The following is a 13043-nucleotide window of genomic DNA, read 5'->3' as shown; positions in this document are numbered from 1 at the left end:
AGCAGGAAGGTTTCCCCATGACCACATCCGGTCGTATCGCCACACGACGTCAGATGCTCGCCGGGACGGGCGCCCTGGGCGTCGGGATCGCGTTCTCCGGTGCCCTGTCCGAACTCTTCGCCGGTACCGCCGCCGCCCAGGACCTCGGCCACGGCGGCGGCTACGGCCCGCTCGTCCCCGACCCGAAGGGCCTGCTCGACCTTCCGGAGGGCTTCCGCTACCGGGTCCTGTCCCGCGAGGGCGACCCGCTGCGCTCCGGCGAGGGCAAGGTCCCCTCGAACCACGACGGCATGTCGGCCTTCGCGGGCCGGGGCGGCCGGGTCCATCTGGTCCGCAACCACGAGAACCGCGCCGACGGCAGGGTCCCGGTCCCGACGGTCGAGGGCCTCACCTACGACCCGGCGGGCAAGGGCGGCTGCACGGCCCTGACGCTGGACTCCCGGGGCCACGTCCTGTCGGAACGCGTCGCGATCGCCGGCACGGCGGTGAACTGCGCGGGCGGCCCCACTCCCTGGGGCACCTGGCTGACCTGCGAGGAGACCGAGGACAGGGCGGGCACCAACGGCTACACCAAGGACCACGGCTTCATCTTCGAGGTCGACCCGGTCGACCCGCACCGCACGGGAGCCGTACCGCTGACCGCGATGGGCCGCTTCCAGCACGAGGCGATCGCCGTCGACCCCCGGCGGGGCGTGGTGTACGAGACGGAGGACGCCTTCCAGAAGCCCTTCGGCCTGTTCTACCGCTTCCTGCCGGACAGGCCGCTGGGCGGGCGGGGTTCGCTGCGCGCGGGCGGCCGGCTCCAGGCCATGCGCGTGCCCGGCGTGCCCGACCTGTCCTCGATCCAGGACACCGGCGCGCGGTTCGACGGCATCGAGTGGGTGGACGTACCGGACCCGCAGGCGGCGCAGACACCGGTCCGGCTGCAGGACTTCGGCCGCGGGGGCATCACGCACGCGCAGAAGCTGGAGGGCTGTTACTGGGGCGGCCGGTCGGTGTACTTCGTGTCGTCGTTCGCCCGCAGCGCGGAGGGGTCGGCGGCCGACCACTTCGGGCAGATCTGGCGCTACGACCCGGACCGGCGACGGCTGACCCTGGTGGTCGTCTTCGGCCCCGACACCGATGTCCAACTGCCGGGAGAGTCGCCGGACAACATCTGCCTCGCGCCCAGCGGCGGCCTCATGGTCTGCGAGGACGGCAACGGCGCCCAGCACGTCTTCGGCGTGACCCGGCGCGGCGAGGTGTACGCGATGGCCCGCGGCAGGCAGAACATCGGCACCCCGGAGGAGCCCGAGTGGGGCGAGTTCGCCGGGGTGACCTTCTCGCCCGACGGCGACACGATGTACGTCAACTGCTACACCCCCGGCACCACGTTCGCGGTGACGGGCCCCTGGCGCCGGTAAGCGCTGCTCGGCTCCCGTCCGGGGCGCCGGATGCGCGACCCGGCGCCCCGGCGGACGATCGAGGCACAGAACCGGAAGGGGGCCCCGGTGGCGGAGAAGGACGAGAGGAAGCAGGACGGGGACGAGTGCGGGGCCTCGCTGCGGGAGCGGCTGCGCCTGACCGGCGGCGAGCCGGTCGACCTGTCCCGCCACGACGCCGCCGCCACCCCCGGCGGCCCGGACGGCAAGGCCGCGGGCAAGGCCGCCACGGCCAGGATCGGCGAGCGGCTCGCCGGCCTCCAGGAGCGGCTGTGGGCGGCGAGCACAGCGGGCGACCGGCGCCGCGTCCTGCTCGTCCTCCAGGGCATGGACACCAGCGGCAAGGGCGGCACGGTCAAGCACGTCATCGGGCTGCTCAACCCGTCCGGCTGCCGGATCACGGCGTTCCGGGCACCGACCGCCGAGGAGCGCGCGCACTCCTTCCTGTGGCGCGTGGAGAAGGCGCTCCCGCTCCCCGGCGAACTCGGCATCTTCGACCGCTCGCACTACGAGGACGTCCTGGTCGCCCGGGTCCGGGACCTCGCGCCCCGCGCCGTGATCGAGCGCCGCTACGAGCGGATCAACCGTTTCGAGCGGTCCCTCGCCGACGACGGCGTGACCCTGGTCAAGTGCTTCCTGCACCTCTCCTACGACGAGCAGCGCCGCCGGCTGCTCAGGCGCCTCGACAAGCCGGAGAAGCGCTGGAAGTTCGCCCCGTCCGACATCGACGACCGCGCCCTGTGGCCCGCCTACCAGGACGCCTACGAGCGGGCCCTGGAGCGCTGCGGCACCTCGTACGCGCCCTGGTACCTGGTCCCGGCCGACCACAAGTGGTACCGCAACTGGGCGGTCAGCACGCTCCTGCTGGAGCATCTGCGGGAGCTGGATCCGCGGTATCCGGAGCCGGACTTCGATGTGGCGGAATGCCGGAAGCGACTACTGCGGCAGCCCTGATCCGGGCGGCCGGTCCCGATCCCGTCAGGCGGCCAGCAGGGCGTCGATCTGGCCGACGGCCTGCGTCAGGCCTTCCTCCATGCCCATGGCGACGATCTGGTCCATCTGCTCACGGGAGTCGAAGAGGGAGCGCATCTCCATCCGGGTCCCGCCGCCGTGCTCGGTGAGCCGCACCGTCACGGACATCGTCGGCATGTCGACCTTGGGCTTTCCGTCGTCGTCGGCGAAGCCGTCGGTGAACTCCAGGGCCGTCGGCTCGGTGACGGACTCGACGCGCCACCAGCCGCGGTACCGGTCGCCCTCCGGGCCGGTCATGAAGTACGTGACCTCCCCGCCGGGGGTCAGGTCGTGCTCCTCCACGGTCGCCGGGTAGGACGGCGGGCCCCACCAGCGCTCCAGCTGCCGGGGGTCGGCCCACAGCCGCCACACGCGCTCCACCGGGGCGGTGAAGTCGGCGATCAGTGTGAGGGTGAGGTGGTCGAGGTCCTTGTCGACACTGGTGACGCTCATCTCTCGGGTCCTTCCGGTGTGTCGTTCTCTTCGGTACCGGGGTCCTCGGCGAGCAGCCGGGCCATCCGCTCCACGCGCCCGCGCCATGCCGACTCCAGCTCGTCGAGGGCCTGGCGGGCGCGGCCCACCGCGTCGGGGTCGGTGCGCACGAGCTGCTCCCGTCCGCTGCGCTGCTTGGCCACGAGGCCGGCCCGTTCCAGCACCGCGACGTGCTTCTGCACGGCCGCGAAGCTCATCGGATAGGCCTCGGCCAGCCGCGAGACCGACAGCTCCCCGCGCACGCAGCGGCGCAGTATGTCCCGGCGGGTGGTGTCGGCCAGGGCGTGGAACAGCCGGTCCACCGTCTCGTCGTTCAGCTCATCTACAACCATTTGGTTGTACGTTAGTCCTGCCCGCCCCTTCTGTAAAGCGACGCGCCGGCCACTGAAGCGGTGGGTCGGGGGTACCCGGTGGCGCATGAGCGAGACGCAGCAGGCCGGCAGCTCGTACTGGATGGAGTCGGCACCCGACGGCCGCCATCCGGCGCTGACCGAGGACCTGGACGTCGACGTGGCGGTGATCGGCGCCGGGATCGCCGGACTGAGCACGGCGTGGGAGCTGACGCGGGCCGGGCGCGGCGTTGCGGTGCTGGAGGCCGGGCGGGTCGCGGCCGGGGTCACCGGGCACACCACCGCCAAGGTCACCGCCCTGCACACGCTCGTCTACGACAAGCTGCGCCGCACCCGCGGCCCCGAGGGCGCGCGGCTGTACGCCCGCTCGCAGTCCGAGGCGATCGAGCGCGCGGCCGGGATCGCCGGGGAACTGGGCATCGACTGCGACTGGGAGACCCGGAGCGCCTACACGTACGCCTGCGACGCGGGCCGGGTGGAGGAACTGCGCGCCGAGGCCCGGGCGGCCGCCGAGGCCGGGCTGCCCGCCTCGTTCGTGACGGAGACCGGGCTGCCCTTCCCCGTGGCGGGCGCGGTCCGGGTGACCGGCCAGGCCCAGTTCCACCCCCGCAAGTACCTGCTGGCCCTCGCCGCCGACCTGGTCGAGCGCGGCGGGCGGATCTTCGAGGACACCACGGTCCTCGGTCTGGACGAGGGCGAGCCGTGCCGGCTGTCGACCACGACCGGGGCGACGGTGCGGGCCCGGGACGTCGTCGTCGCGACGCACTACCCGATCTTCGACCGGGCGCTGCTGTTCGCCCGGCTGACACCGAAGCGCGAACTGGTCGTGGCCGGGACGATCCCGGCGGGCCGGGACCCGGACGGCATGTTCATCACGCCCGACGAGAACACCCGCTCGGTGCGCACGGCACCGTACGAAGGGGACATGCGTCTGCTCATCGTCACCGGTGAGCACTTCACACCGGGCACGGGCGACCCGCGGGCCGCTGTCGAACGCCTCACCGCCTGGGCCGTCGAGCACTTCCCGGACCTGGACGTCACCCACCGGTGGGCCACGCAGGACAACAGCCCGACCGACACCGTGCCGATGGTCGGGCCCCTGCACCCGGGCGCCCGGCACGCCTATGTGGCCACCGGCTTCGGCGGCTGGGGCATGACCGGCGGCATCATGGCGGGCAGCCTCCTCGCCGCGCAGATCACCGGTGAGGAGCGCGAGTGGAGCGGGCTGTACGATCCGCGCCGGCTGAAGCCCGCCGTGCGGGAGGCGCCGGCGTTCCTCAGGACCCAGGCCAAGGTCGCCGGCCACTTCGTCGGGGACCGGCTGCGGCCCTCGCCCCCGGTGGAGTCCCTGCCTCCCGGCGAGGGTGCCGTGGTCCGCGCCGACGGGCACCACCGCCTCGCCGTCTACCGGGACGACGAGGGGAACCTGCACTCCGTCTCCGCCCGCTGCACCCACCTGGGCTGCCTGGTCGCCTTCAACTCGGCCGAACACGCCTGGGAGTGCCCCTGTCACGGCTCCCGCTTCGACACGGACGGCAAGGTGATCCAGGGCCCGGCGACCAAGCCGCTGGAGCAGCGGGACCTCTGACCGGCCGGTGACGCCGCCGCCCAGGCCTACGCTGGGCGTATGAGCGAGGACGACTACTGCCTGATCGACGCGACCAGGCCGCCCCGGGCCCAGGGGCCGCCGTACGCCGAGTGCGTGCTGTGCCGGGAGCCGACGCAGTACCCGGAGTCGTACAAGGGCATCACCCTCTGCCCCGTCTGCGAGTGGCAGGAGGCGCAGCGCACCGCCTGTTCAGGGTGATCTGCGAGAGGCGAGCGCACCGGCCAGGGCCAGCGCGGCCGCCGTGACCAGGGCTGCCGCGACAAGGGGCAGCACCGGCAGCGGGACGGTGCCCAAGCGTGAGCCGGTCACCAGGCCCTGCACCGCCGCCTGCGCCGGGGAGCCGGTCGCGACGAGGGACAGCAGCGCGGCGAGCAGCAGGGCCAGGACGGCACGGCCCCGCGACCGCAGCAGCGGCCGGCTGGTGAGCGCGCCGACGGCCGTGCCGAGCAGGGCGCAGGCCAGGGCGGCGAGCAGCCCGGCCCCGCAGGCGGGGGCGAGCGGCACCGGGGTGCGGTGGTCCGAGGCGACCGGAGCGCTCAGCAGCGTCACGCCGAGGGTCGCGACCGTGCCGAGCGCCGCCGCGCCGGACAACGCCACCAGCAGGCAGGCCACATGGGCGCGGGCGGGCCCGGCGGCCGCCGCCACGCAGCCGCGCGCGGCCTGCGGCTCGGCCGTGACGCAGATCCGCGCCAGCCAGGCGGCGACGGGCAGCAGCGCGGCGGCCGTGTAGCCGAGCGAGTCGAGCACCGGCTGCCCGGCCTGGACGCTGATCGCGAGGAAGGCCGCGTACAGCAGGAACGGCGGCAGCCAGCGCTGGGAGCGCAGCAGCAGGGCGGCGTGGTAGCGCAGGAGGGCGGTCACGGGCGGCTCCCGGGGGTGTCCGGCTGCCGCTCCACACGCACCACGTGCCAGGGCGGGCGGGCCGTGAGCAGGGCGCGGAGCAGGACGTCGGAGTGCGGGGCGGGGACGGTGAGGCGGTGGCTGCCCGGCGCGGTCTCCTCGGCGGAGGTGACGGTCCGCCGCACGTCCTCGGGGAGCCGTCCGTCCGGCGGGCCCTGGACCTCGACGGTGACCCGCGGTCCGGGCGGCGGCGGCCCCGGCACGGCCCGCTCGACGAGGCTGCCCTCGCGCACGGTGTACGTCGCGTCGGGCAGGCCGGCCAGGCGGCGCGGGTCGTGGTCGACGAACACCACGGATCCGCCGGCCGCCGTGCGCTCGGCGACCGCCCGCTCCAACTCGGCGCGGGCATCGGTGTCCAGGCCGGTCCACGCCTCGTCCAGCACCAGCAGCTCGGGCTCCCCCAGCAGGGCCTGGGCGACCGCGACCTTCTGGCTGCTGCCCTTCGACAGCCGGGCCATCGGCGTATCGGCGTACGCGACGGCCCCGAGGCGCTCCAGCCACTCGACGGCGGCGCGGGCGGCCGCAGCGCGGGTCAGGCCGTGCACGGCGCCGAGGTGGGTGAGGTAGCCGCCGGCGGTGAAGGGCAGGGCCGGCGGGAACCGCTCGGGGACGTACGCGGTGCGCGGGCGGCCGGTGATCCGTCCCTCGCTGGGGGCGTCGATGCCGGCGAGCAGCCGCAGGAGGGTCGACTTGCCGGTGCCGTTGGCGCCCTCGACGCGGACGAGCCGGCCCGGGGCCACCGTCAGGTCGATGCCGCGCAGCACCCAGGGGCCGCGCAGGCCGTAGCGGCGGCCCGCGTTCTCCAGGCAGAGGTCGCGTCGCATGGGCTCATCCTGCACGATCTTCCGGCTGGCACACTGGGATTCGTGAGCGAAGACCCGACGCCCGTGCGTGACAGCCCCTTCCGTTCCGAGCCCTCGGACCGCGACACGGCACCGCAGTTCGTGCTGCCGCTGGTCGTGCGGATCGAGCGGGCCGACCCGCCGGCGCGTACGGACGCGCTGGAGACGGCGGCGCGGGCCGTGCTGACGATCCTCAGCGACGAGCGGTCGGCCGGCGACGGCCCGTGGGCGCGGGCGATGCGGGACTGGCAGGACGCGCGGATCCGCAAGGTGGTGCGGCGGGCGCGCGGCGCCGAGTGGCGGCGGGCCGAGGCCCTGCCCGGCATCACCGTCACCGGCAAGGCGGCCGAGGTGCGGGTCTTCCCGGCGGTCCCGCTGGACGGCTGGCCCAAGGACCTGGCCCGCCTCCAGGTCTCCGGAACCGACCTGGACGACCCGGAACCGCCCGTGGAGGCGGACCCGGCCGCTCCCGTGCTGTGGCTGAACCCCGACCTCGGCATGTCGGCGGGCAAGGCGATGGCCCAGGCCGGACACGCCGCGCAACTGGCCTGGTGGGAGCTGCCCGACGAGGAGCGTGCCGCCTGGCAGGACGCGGGCTTCCCGCTCGCCGTCCGGACGGCCGACGCGGGCCGCTGGCCCCGACTGACCGGCAGTGGGCTGCCGTTGGTCCGCGACGCGGGGTTCACGGAGATCGCGCCCGGCTCGTGCACGGTGGTCGCGGACCACCCGGCGCTGCGCCGGGAGCCGTACGCGCCGGGCGGCCAGGCGGCCGCCCGTTCGCAGTAGCCGCGGGCGCGCCGGTCGCGGCCGGACCATCAGGGTGGCGGCCGAGAGCGAGACCCCCGGCCGCCACCACGAGCACACCGACGATCAGATGCCCCCGGCCCCCGGGTCAGGAGGGCGGCGTACGCCGGTCGCGTGCGGCGACCACGGCGTGCAGCCGGCGCGAGAGCGCGGTGGCCGCCGCCGTGAGGAAGATGAACGTGTACAGGATCTGGGCGACCGCCACCAGGCGGGCCTCCTGCCCGCTCGGGGTGATGTCCCCGTAGCCGACCGTCGCGAGGGTGACGACGGTGAAGTACAGCGCGTCGACGCGGGTGCTCAGGCCGGTGAACTGGCCCGGCCGCTGGGCGAGGGCGTAGTACCCCGCCGAGAAGACCAGCACGGCCAGGCACATCAGCAGCGGGATCATGACGCCCGGCCGGGTGTGCGGCTTCTCCAGCACGACGTAGCGCACCTGGCGCAGCAGCAGCGCGGCCAGCAGCCCCAGGCACAGGGCGAACAGCGGCCAGCCCAGCCGGGAGCGGTCCTTGCCGAGCCCCTCCAGCGGGAGCAGGAAGTAGGCCGTGCCGACGGCGACCACCAGTCCCCCGGCGGCGGCCCACACCCACCGCCCGCTGCCATCGCGCATAAGTCCGGTCTACGGCGTACCGGGGGGTGGCGCGACTTTGGTGCCTCCGTCGGTGGGGCCGGGGCCGTCGGGGGCCGAACCTCAAATGTTCCTCTGAAGGCGCCCATGGCGGGGTTCGAGGGCGGGCGGCTGGGCCATACCCCCCTCACGTTCGAGGAACCGGCTGTGCGGAGGAGGGGACAATGGAGCGACTGGGGACGGGCATCGGATGGCGACCGGAGATCGCGGACGCCGTGGAGCGCATGCCGGGCATCGACTGGGTCGAGACCGTGGCCGAGAACGTCTGCCCCGGGCATCTGCCCGAGTCGCTGCGGCGGCTGCGCGAGCGCGGCGTCACCGTGGTGCCGCACGGCGTCTCGCTCGGCCTCGGGGGTGCGGACCGGCCCGACGAGGGCCGTCTGGCCGCGCTGGCCGAGCGGGTGGAGGCACTCGGCTCACCGCTGGTCACCGAGCACATCGCGTTCGTACGGGCCGGTGGTTCCCTGACGGCGACGCCGCACCTGGAAGCCGGCCATCTGCTGCCCGTCCCCCGGACCCGGGACGCGCTCGACGTGCTGTGCGAGAACGTGCGCGTGGCGCAGCAGGCGCTGCCGGTGCCGCTGGCCGTCGAGAACATCGCCGCGCTGATCTCCTGGCCGGGCGAGGAGATGACGGAGGGCCAGTTCCTGTACGAGCTCGCCGACCGCACGGGCGTCCGGCTCCTCATCGACGTGGCCAATCTGCACACCAACCACGTCAACCGCGCCGAGGACCCCGCCAAGGCCCTGGCCGAGCTGCCCTTGGAGGCCATCGCCTACGTCCATGTCGCCGGCGGTTTCGAACGCGACGGCGTCTGGCACGACAGCCACGCCCACCCCGTCCCCCGGCCGGTCCTCGACATCCTGACCGACCTCGCCTCCCGCGTGTCCCCGCCGGGGGTCCTGCTGGAACGCGACGAGAACTTCCCGGAACCGGCGGAACTGGAGACCGAACTGGCCTCGATCCGCCGGGCTCTGGACGCGGGGGCCGTCGAACGGGTGAAGGCACAGGTACGCGCGGCGGGCCACGCGGTCGCCGCGCGGCGGCCGGAGGCCGCACCGGAAGGCCAGCGCGAGACGCGACAGCCAAAGGCATCGCCAGAAGGCCGGAGCCACACCCAACAGCCGGAAGCCACACCGGAAGGCCGGGGCGAGACCCGCCGGCCGGAAACCGCACCCGCAGGCCGGGGTAAGGCTCGCGCCGGCGCGCCCGCGCGCAGCGACGCAGCCACGCCGGGGGCCGTCGGCACGCCGGTGCCGGACGTGCCCGGTGCGGGGTCCCGGGCCGAGCGGTGCGAGCCGCTCGTGGCGGCGGGGCAGTCGCAGGGCCATGAGACCGGGGCGGCCGGGGCGACACGGGGCGCCTCCGGCCGGCCCGAACACACCGGCGTCGACGAGGCCCGGCAGCGGCTCGGGGTCGCGCAGGCCGCGCTGCTGTCGGCGCTGGTCGCGGGGACGCCCGTGCCCGAGGGGTTCGACCGGGTGCGGGTCGGCGTACAGGCCCGGGCGCTCGCCGCGAAGCGGGCGGACGTCGTGGCGAAGGTCGCGCCCGAACTGCCGGAGATCCTCGGGGCGGACTACCGTACGGCGTTCCTCGCGTACGCCCAGTCCCAGCCGATGACCGGCGGCTACCGGCGCGACGCGCTCACCTTCTCCGAGCATCTGCTGTCCGCCGGGCGGCCCGGGGACGCCGCGGCGCGGCGGGAGCTGCGGGAGTGGTGGCTGGAGCGGTCGGGACCGGCGCCGCGCTCGCGACGCCCGGTCCGCCGGCTGGCCCGCGCCACCCGGAAGGCGCTGCTCCGGCGTTGACGCGGGAATCGCCCGTCAGCGTTTCGCCCCCGCCACGGCCTCCTCCTCCGGCACGGCGTCACCGGCGGCCGCGACTCGGGCCCACTCATCCGCACGCGAGTGTGCCCGGGATAACACCCGGGTCCGGCCTGCCTGGAGCCAGGGAGCGTTTTGCGCCCCTTTGCCCCCGTGAGTCCCCCGCCCTGCCTCCCTCAATCGCCCCGTCCTGCCCCCGTTACAACGATTCGCCCCTGTACGGCAGTTGACGTAGACCCCGCAGTAACATGTCAATTCCGCACCCGAAGCGCACTAGCGTGCGGTGCCGTACCAGGAGGCACCACCCATGCGACCGCGACCCCCCGTCAAGGGCCGAGGCATCGTCAGCGGCACGGGGCTCATCGTCACGTGTCTGACGGCGACGCTCGCCGCACTGGTCTTCTCCCTCTGGCCGTACACCGACCGGCCGAGGACGGGACCGGACGTGCTGAGCGCCCAGACCCTGCGCACGAGCTACGGCCCGTTGTCCGCACTCGACCAGGACTTCCTCGTCAAGGTCCGGCTGGCCGGGCTGTGGGAGCTACCCGCGGGGCGGCAGGCGCAGGCGAAGGGGGCCACGCCCGCCGTCCGGACGGCGGGCCGGCATCTTGTCGAGGGGCACCGGTTCCTCGACGAACGGGTCCGCGGTGTCGCCGCGCGGCTGAACCTCGCCCTGCCGGACGAGCCCACCGACCAGCAGAAGCAGTGGCTCGAAACCCTGGACGCGGCACAGGGCGTCGAGTACGACCGCCAGTTCGCCAACCTCCTGCGGCTGGCGCACGGCAGGGTGTTCTCGGTCGCCGCCCAGGCCCGCGCGAGCACCCGCAACTCGCTCGTGCGCGACCTCGCCGACGACGCCGGCACCACCGTCCTCGACCACATCAAGGTCCTGGAGGCCACGGGCTACGTCGACTTCGACGCCGTGGCCCGCGACATGGCCACCGCGAGCACGCCCCCGCCGGTCGCACCCCCGGTGCCGGTCCCGGAACCGGCCACCACGCTGGCGCCGCCCACGTTCCGCCCGCCGCCGGAACAGTGAAACGGAACGTCACATACCGACAACACTCCGTCCGGATCGTGAATAAGGCATGGTGCTCTCGGGACCGTGTCACATACAAACAACATATGCTCTGGGTTCTTTTCCTGCTGGCGGCCTGGGCCGTGGCCGGCACGGCGTGCACGCGCCTGTGCCTGGCCGCCGTACGCGCCGCGGCCAGTGACACGGACACCGGCCGGATCCATGAACTCACGTTGTACGAGGCCGCGTTCCTCTCCGGCGGGCCCCGGCGGGTCGCCGACGTGACGCTCGTGGCCATGGCGCGCCAGCGCCGGCTGCTCCTCGCCCACACCGGCTGGGCGACGGTCGTCGATCCCCTCGGGCGGGACGAGATGGAGCGGTCGGTCATAGGGGCCATCGGCCCCGAGGGGCAGTCCCGGATCGCGCCGGTGCGGGCCACCGCCGCCACGGCCGACGCGATACGCGGCATCGCCGACCGGCTGGTGCGCGCGGGACTCGCGGTGCCCGACAGCGCCCGTACGACGGTCGCGGCGGCCGTACGGCAGGTCCGCTCAGCGGCGTTCGCCGTACTCGCTCTCGGCGTCGCCGCGCTGCTGACGCCCACTCCGCCGGACATGACACGGCAACTGGTCGCCCTGTGGTTCGCGCTGCCGCTCGCCCTGACCCTGAGCTCCCTGGCCATCGCCCGCATCGAGATCCACCCGTACTCGCGCTGGGCCTCCCCGGCCGGCCAGCGGCTGCTCGGCGCCCTGACCCGGGACGCGGACGGCACCGCCGACGACCGCACCTACCTCACCTCCGTGGCGGTGCGCGGCGTCAGCGCGATCGGCGAACCGGACCTGCGCGCCGCCTTCACGCACCGCTAGCGACACTCATTTCGGCTGGTCCGCTCGTTGGCCGGGTCGCGGGGAAACGTCAGTCGCGGCCGTGGAGCGTGTCGGACGAACTGGGGTCGCACATCGAGCCGTTACCGCCCGAGCAGGAGTCGAACCGGTTCGACGGAACCTGGCACCGGGCGAACCAGGGCGGCAATACTCCCGTCACGACTCGGTCTCCCGGCGCGGGCGAGCCGCCGGCGCCTTGCGGGCACAGCGCGCCGAGCTGCCTGACAGGCGCGATACGGGCGGCAGATGGACGACGGTCACGGTCCGCGCGTGCAGGTTGTTCCTCGTGCGGGATGGTGAACCGATTCGATGAAGGAGCGCCCGTGAACATCGGTGAGATCGCCAAGCGGGCCGGTGTCTCGCGGAGCACCGTGTCGTACGCGCTGAGCGGCTACCGGCCCAACGCGAGCGCACGTTCCCTGGCCAACGGCCGGACCCGCACGAGAGCTGCCCCGCCGTCTGCATGCGGGCGTACACCTGCGAGGACGACGCTCCCTCAGGGCAGGCGTTCCTGGAGCGGATCCTGTACGACGCCCCCGCCCCCACGGCCCTGGTCACGCTGAACGAGGCCGCGCTCGCAAGGCCTCTACCGGGGCCTGCCCACGCGGGCCGTCATGTGCCGCGGGACTTCTCCGGGAAGCGGCCGCCCTCGACGGCGCGAGCGTCTGGCGACGGTTCTGGAGCATCACCTTCCAACCTGCTGCCCGCCTTCGGTCCGTCCACGGCCGTAGGCCGCGGCTGACCGCGCTCGCCGCGCTGTTCGCGTCGGTCGCCGCCGTCGGCGCCCTTCCCGGCACCACTGCCCAGGCCGCCGACACCACCGTCGCGGTCGACTTCTCCACCACTCAAGGCGCCCCCGCCTACCGCGCCTCGAGCACCATCTACGGGATGACCGAGAACGGCTCGCTCCCCCAGGTTGGCCCGCAGGCCGTCCACCCCGGCCCGGTCACCGTCTCCGACCAGACCTTGACGGTCAGCGGCAACTCCGCGTCCCTTACCGTCCCGTGGACAGACTCCGGTGACGGCTACACCGTCACCCTGCTCCCGCCGTCCAACACCACCATCTCCACGGTCGCCGTCGCCCAGCACAGCGGCCAGTGCCTGGACGTCTCGGGTGCCTCCACGGCCGACGGTGCCGCCGTCATCCAGTACACCTGCAACGGCGCCACGAACCAGATGTTCACCCTCACCCCGTCAGCGCGCTCGCGAGCGCGCTGAACACCAAGAGGAACCAGATCTGGCGCCTCCAGGGCATGGGCTGATC

General features: G+C 74.0%; 14 protein-coding genes and 1 pseudogene. 10 read left to right on the top strand and 5 right to left on the bottom strand.

The window, feature by feature from the left end:
- The first annotated feature begins 17 nt into the window (after positions 1-17).
- Together ACFZDA_RS01935 and ACFZDA_RS01930 are read left to right on the top strand one after the other, a co-directional pair.
- A complete protein-coding gene (locus ACFZDA_RS01935; protein ID WP_391073395.1) occupies positions 18-1403 on the top strand; it encodes an alkaline phosphatase PhoX in 1386 nt (461 codons plus the stop codon).
- Positions 1404-1490: 87 nt separating this feature from the next.
- On the top strand, positions 1491-2375 hold the full coding sequence (locus ACFZDA_RS01930) for a PPK2 family polyphosphate kinase (protein WP_391073393.1): 885 nt from the start codon (positions 1491-1493) through the stop codon (positions 2373-2375).
- A 24-nt stretch (positions 2376-2399) separates the two neighbouring features.
- On the opposite strand, the gene ACFZDA_RS01925 is transcribed toward ACFZDA_RS01930, so the two are convergent.
- Positions 2400-2885 carry an SRPBCC domain-containing protein gene (locus ACFZDA_RS01925; RefSeq protein WP_391073391.1) on the bottom strand — a complete coding sequence of 162 codons (486 nt, stop codon included), beginning with the start codon at positions 2883-2885 and terminating at the stop codon, positions 2400-2402.
- Entirely contained in the window at positions 2882-3256 is a 375-nt protein-coding gene (locus tag ACFZDA_RS01920) for a metalloregulator ArsR/SmtB family transcription factor (protein ID WP_391073387.1), read from the bottom strand. The genes ACFZDA_RS01925 and ACFZDA_RS01920 overlap by 4 nt, the downstream gene beginning before the upstream one ends.
- Before the next feature lie 85 nt (positions 3257-3341).
- Between ACFZDA_RS01920 and ACFZDA_RS01915 the strand changes: the two genes are divergently transcribed.
- Positions 3342-4862, top strand: coding sequence for an FAD-dependent oxidoreductase (locus ACFZDA_RS01915; protein WP_391073384.1), 1521 nt, complete (start codon positions 3342-3344; stop codon positions 4860-4862).
- A gap of 39 nt (positions 4863-4901) precedes the next feature.
- Entirely contained in the window at positions 4902-5081 is a 180-nt protein-coding gene (locus tag ACFZDA_RS01910) for a hypothetical protein (RefSeq protein ID WP_391073381.1), read from the top strand.
- On the opposite strand, the gene ACFZDA_RS01905 is transcribed toward ACFZDA_RS01910, so the two are convergent.
- Together ACFZDA_RS01905 and ACFZDA_RS01900 are read right to left on the bottom strand one after the other, a co-directional pair.
- On the bottom strand, positions 5073-5744 hold the full coding sequence (locus tag ACFZDA_RS01905) for an ABC transporter (protein ID WP_391073378.1): 672 nt from the start codon (positions 5742-5744) through the stop codon (positions 5073-5075). The genes ACFZDA_RS01910 and ACFZDA_RS01905 overlap by 9 nt on opposite strands.
- A complete protein-coding gene (locus ACFZDA_RS01900) occupies positions 5741-6607 on the bottom strand; it encodes an ATP-binding cassette domain-containing protein (protein ID WP_391073376.1) in 867 nt (288 codons plus the stop codon). Before ACFZDA_RS01900 ends, ACFZDA_RS01905 begins: the two co-directional genes overlap by 4 nt.
- Positions 6608-6649: 42 nt before the next feature.
- Here ACFZDA_RS01900 and ACFZDA_RS01895 point away from each other — a divergent pair, with 42 nt between their 5' ends.
- Positions 6650-7411, top strand: coding sequence for a peptidyl-tRNA hydrolase (locus tag ACFZDA_RS01895; RefSeq protein ID WP_391073373.1), 762 nt, complete (start codon positions 6650-6652; stop codon positions 7409-7411).
- 106 nt (positions 7412-7517) lie between these two features.
- Here ACFZDA_RS01895 and ACFZDA_RS01890 read toward each other — a convergent pair whose 3' ends face one another.
- Complete coding sequence (locus ACFZDA_RS01890) at positions 7518-8036, bottom strand: ion channel (RefSeq protein WP_391073370.1); 519 nt, start codon at positions 8034-8036, stop codon at positions 7518-7520.
- 182 nt (positions 8037-8218) lie between these two features.
- Here ACFZDA_RS01890 and ACFZDA_RS01885 point away from each other — a divergent pair, with 182 nt between their 5' ends.
- From ACFZDA_RS01885 to ACFZDA_RS01865, 5 genes and pseudogenes are all read left to right on the top strand, one after another.
- A complete protein-coding gene (locus ACFZDA_RS01885; RefSeq protein ID WP_391073367.1) occupies positions 8219-9862 on the top strand; it encodes a DUF692 family multinuclear iron-containing protein in 1644 nt (547 codons plus the stop codon).
- Positions 9863-10184: 322 nt separating this feature from the next.
- Entirely contained in the window at positions 10185-10916 is a 732-nt protein-coding gene (locus tag ACFZDA_RS01880) for a DUF4142 domain-containing protein (protein WP_391073364.1), read from the top strand.
- An 86-nt stretch (positions 10917-11002) separates the two neighbouring features.
- Entirely contained in the window at positions 11003-11761 is a 759-nt protein-coding gene (locus ACFZDA_RS01875) for a TIGR04222 domain-containing membrane protein (protein WP_391073362.1), read from the top strand.
- Between the two features lie 481 nt (positions 11762-12242).
- Positions 12243-12413, top strand: a pseudogene (locus ACFZDA_RS01870) (LacI family transcriptional regulator); the annotation flags it as partial.
- A 254-nt stretch (positions 12414-12667) separates the two neighbouring features.
- Positions 12668-12997: an RICIN domain-containing protein gene (locus ACFZDA_RS01865; protein WP_391073359.1), complete on the top strand. Its 330-nt coding sequence runs from the start codon at positions 12668-12670 to the stop codon at positions 12995-12997.
- Positions 12998-13043: the final 46 nt, after the last annotated feature.

The organism is Streptomyces sp. NPDC007991, assembly GCF_042958445.1.
Lineage (GTDB): Bacteria > Actinomycetota > Actinomycetes > Streptomycetales > Streptomycetaceae > Streptomyces.
The sequence above is the reverse complement of the archived record's forward strand: the minus strand, read 5'-3'. Positions and strand labels throughout refer to the sequence as shown.

Excerpts from the sequence above, each read along its gene's own strand:
- ACFZDA_RS01880 (WP_391073364.1), top strand. The coding sequence starts at position 10,185 with ATGCGACCGCGACCCCCCGTCAAGGGCCGAGGCATCGTCAGCGGCACG.
- ACFZDA_RS01915 (WP_391073384.1), top strand. The coding sequence starts at position 3,342 with ATGAGCGAGACGCAGCAGGCCGGCAGCTCGTACTGGATGGAGTCGGCA.
- ACFZDA_RS01890 (WP_391073370.1), bottom strand. The coding sequence starts at position 8,036 with ATGCGCGATGGCAGCGGGCGGTGGGTGTGGGCCGCCGCCGGGGGACTG.
- ACFZDA_RS01900 (WP_391073376.1), bottom strand. The coding sequence starts at position 6,607 with ATGCGACGCGACCTCTGCCTGGAGAACGCGGGCCGCCGCTACGGCCTG.
- ACFZDA_RS01865 (WP_391073359.1), top strand. The coding sequence starts at position 12,668 with ATGACCGAGAACGGCTCGCTCCCCCAGGTTGGCCCGCAGGCCGTCCAC.
- ACFZDA_RS01910 (WP_391073381.1), top strand. The coding sequence starts at position 4,902 with ATGAGCGAGGACGACTACTGCCTGATCGACGCGACCAGGCCGCCCCGG.
- ACFZDA_RS01925 (WP_391073391.1), bottom strand. The coding sequence starts at position 2,885 with ATGAGCGTCACCAGTGTCGACAAGGACCTCGACCACCTCACCCTCACA.
- ACFZDA_RS01875 (WP_391073362.1), top strand. The coding sequence starts at position 11,003 with ATGCTCTGGGTTCTTTTCCTGCTGGCGGCCTGGGCCGTGGCCGGCACG.
- ACFZDA_RS01885 (WP_391073367.1), top strand. The coding sequence starts at position 8,219 with ATGGAGCGACTGGGGACGGGCATCGGATGGCGACCGGAGATCGCGGAC.
- ACFZDA_RS01935 (WP_391073395.1), top strand. The coding sequence starts at position 18 with ATGACCACATCCGGTCGTATCGCCACACGACGTCAGATGCTCGCCGGG.
- ACFZDA_RS01920 (WP_391073387.1), bottom strand. The coding sequence starts at position 3,256 with ATGGTTGTAGATGAGCTGAACGACGAGACGGTGGACCGGCTGTTCCAC.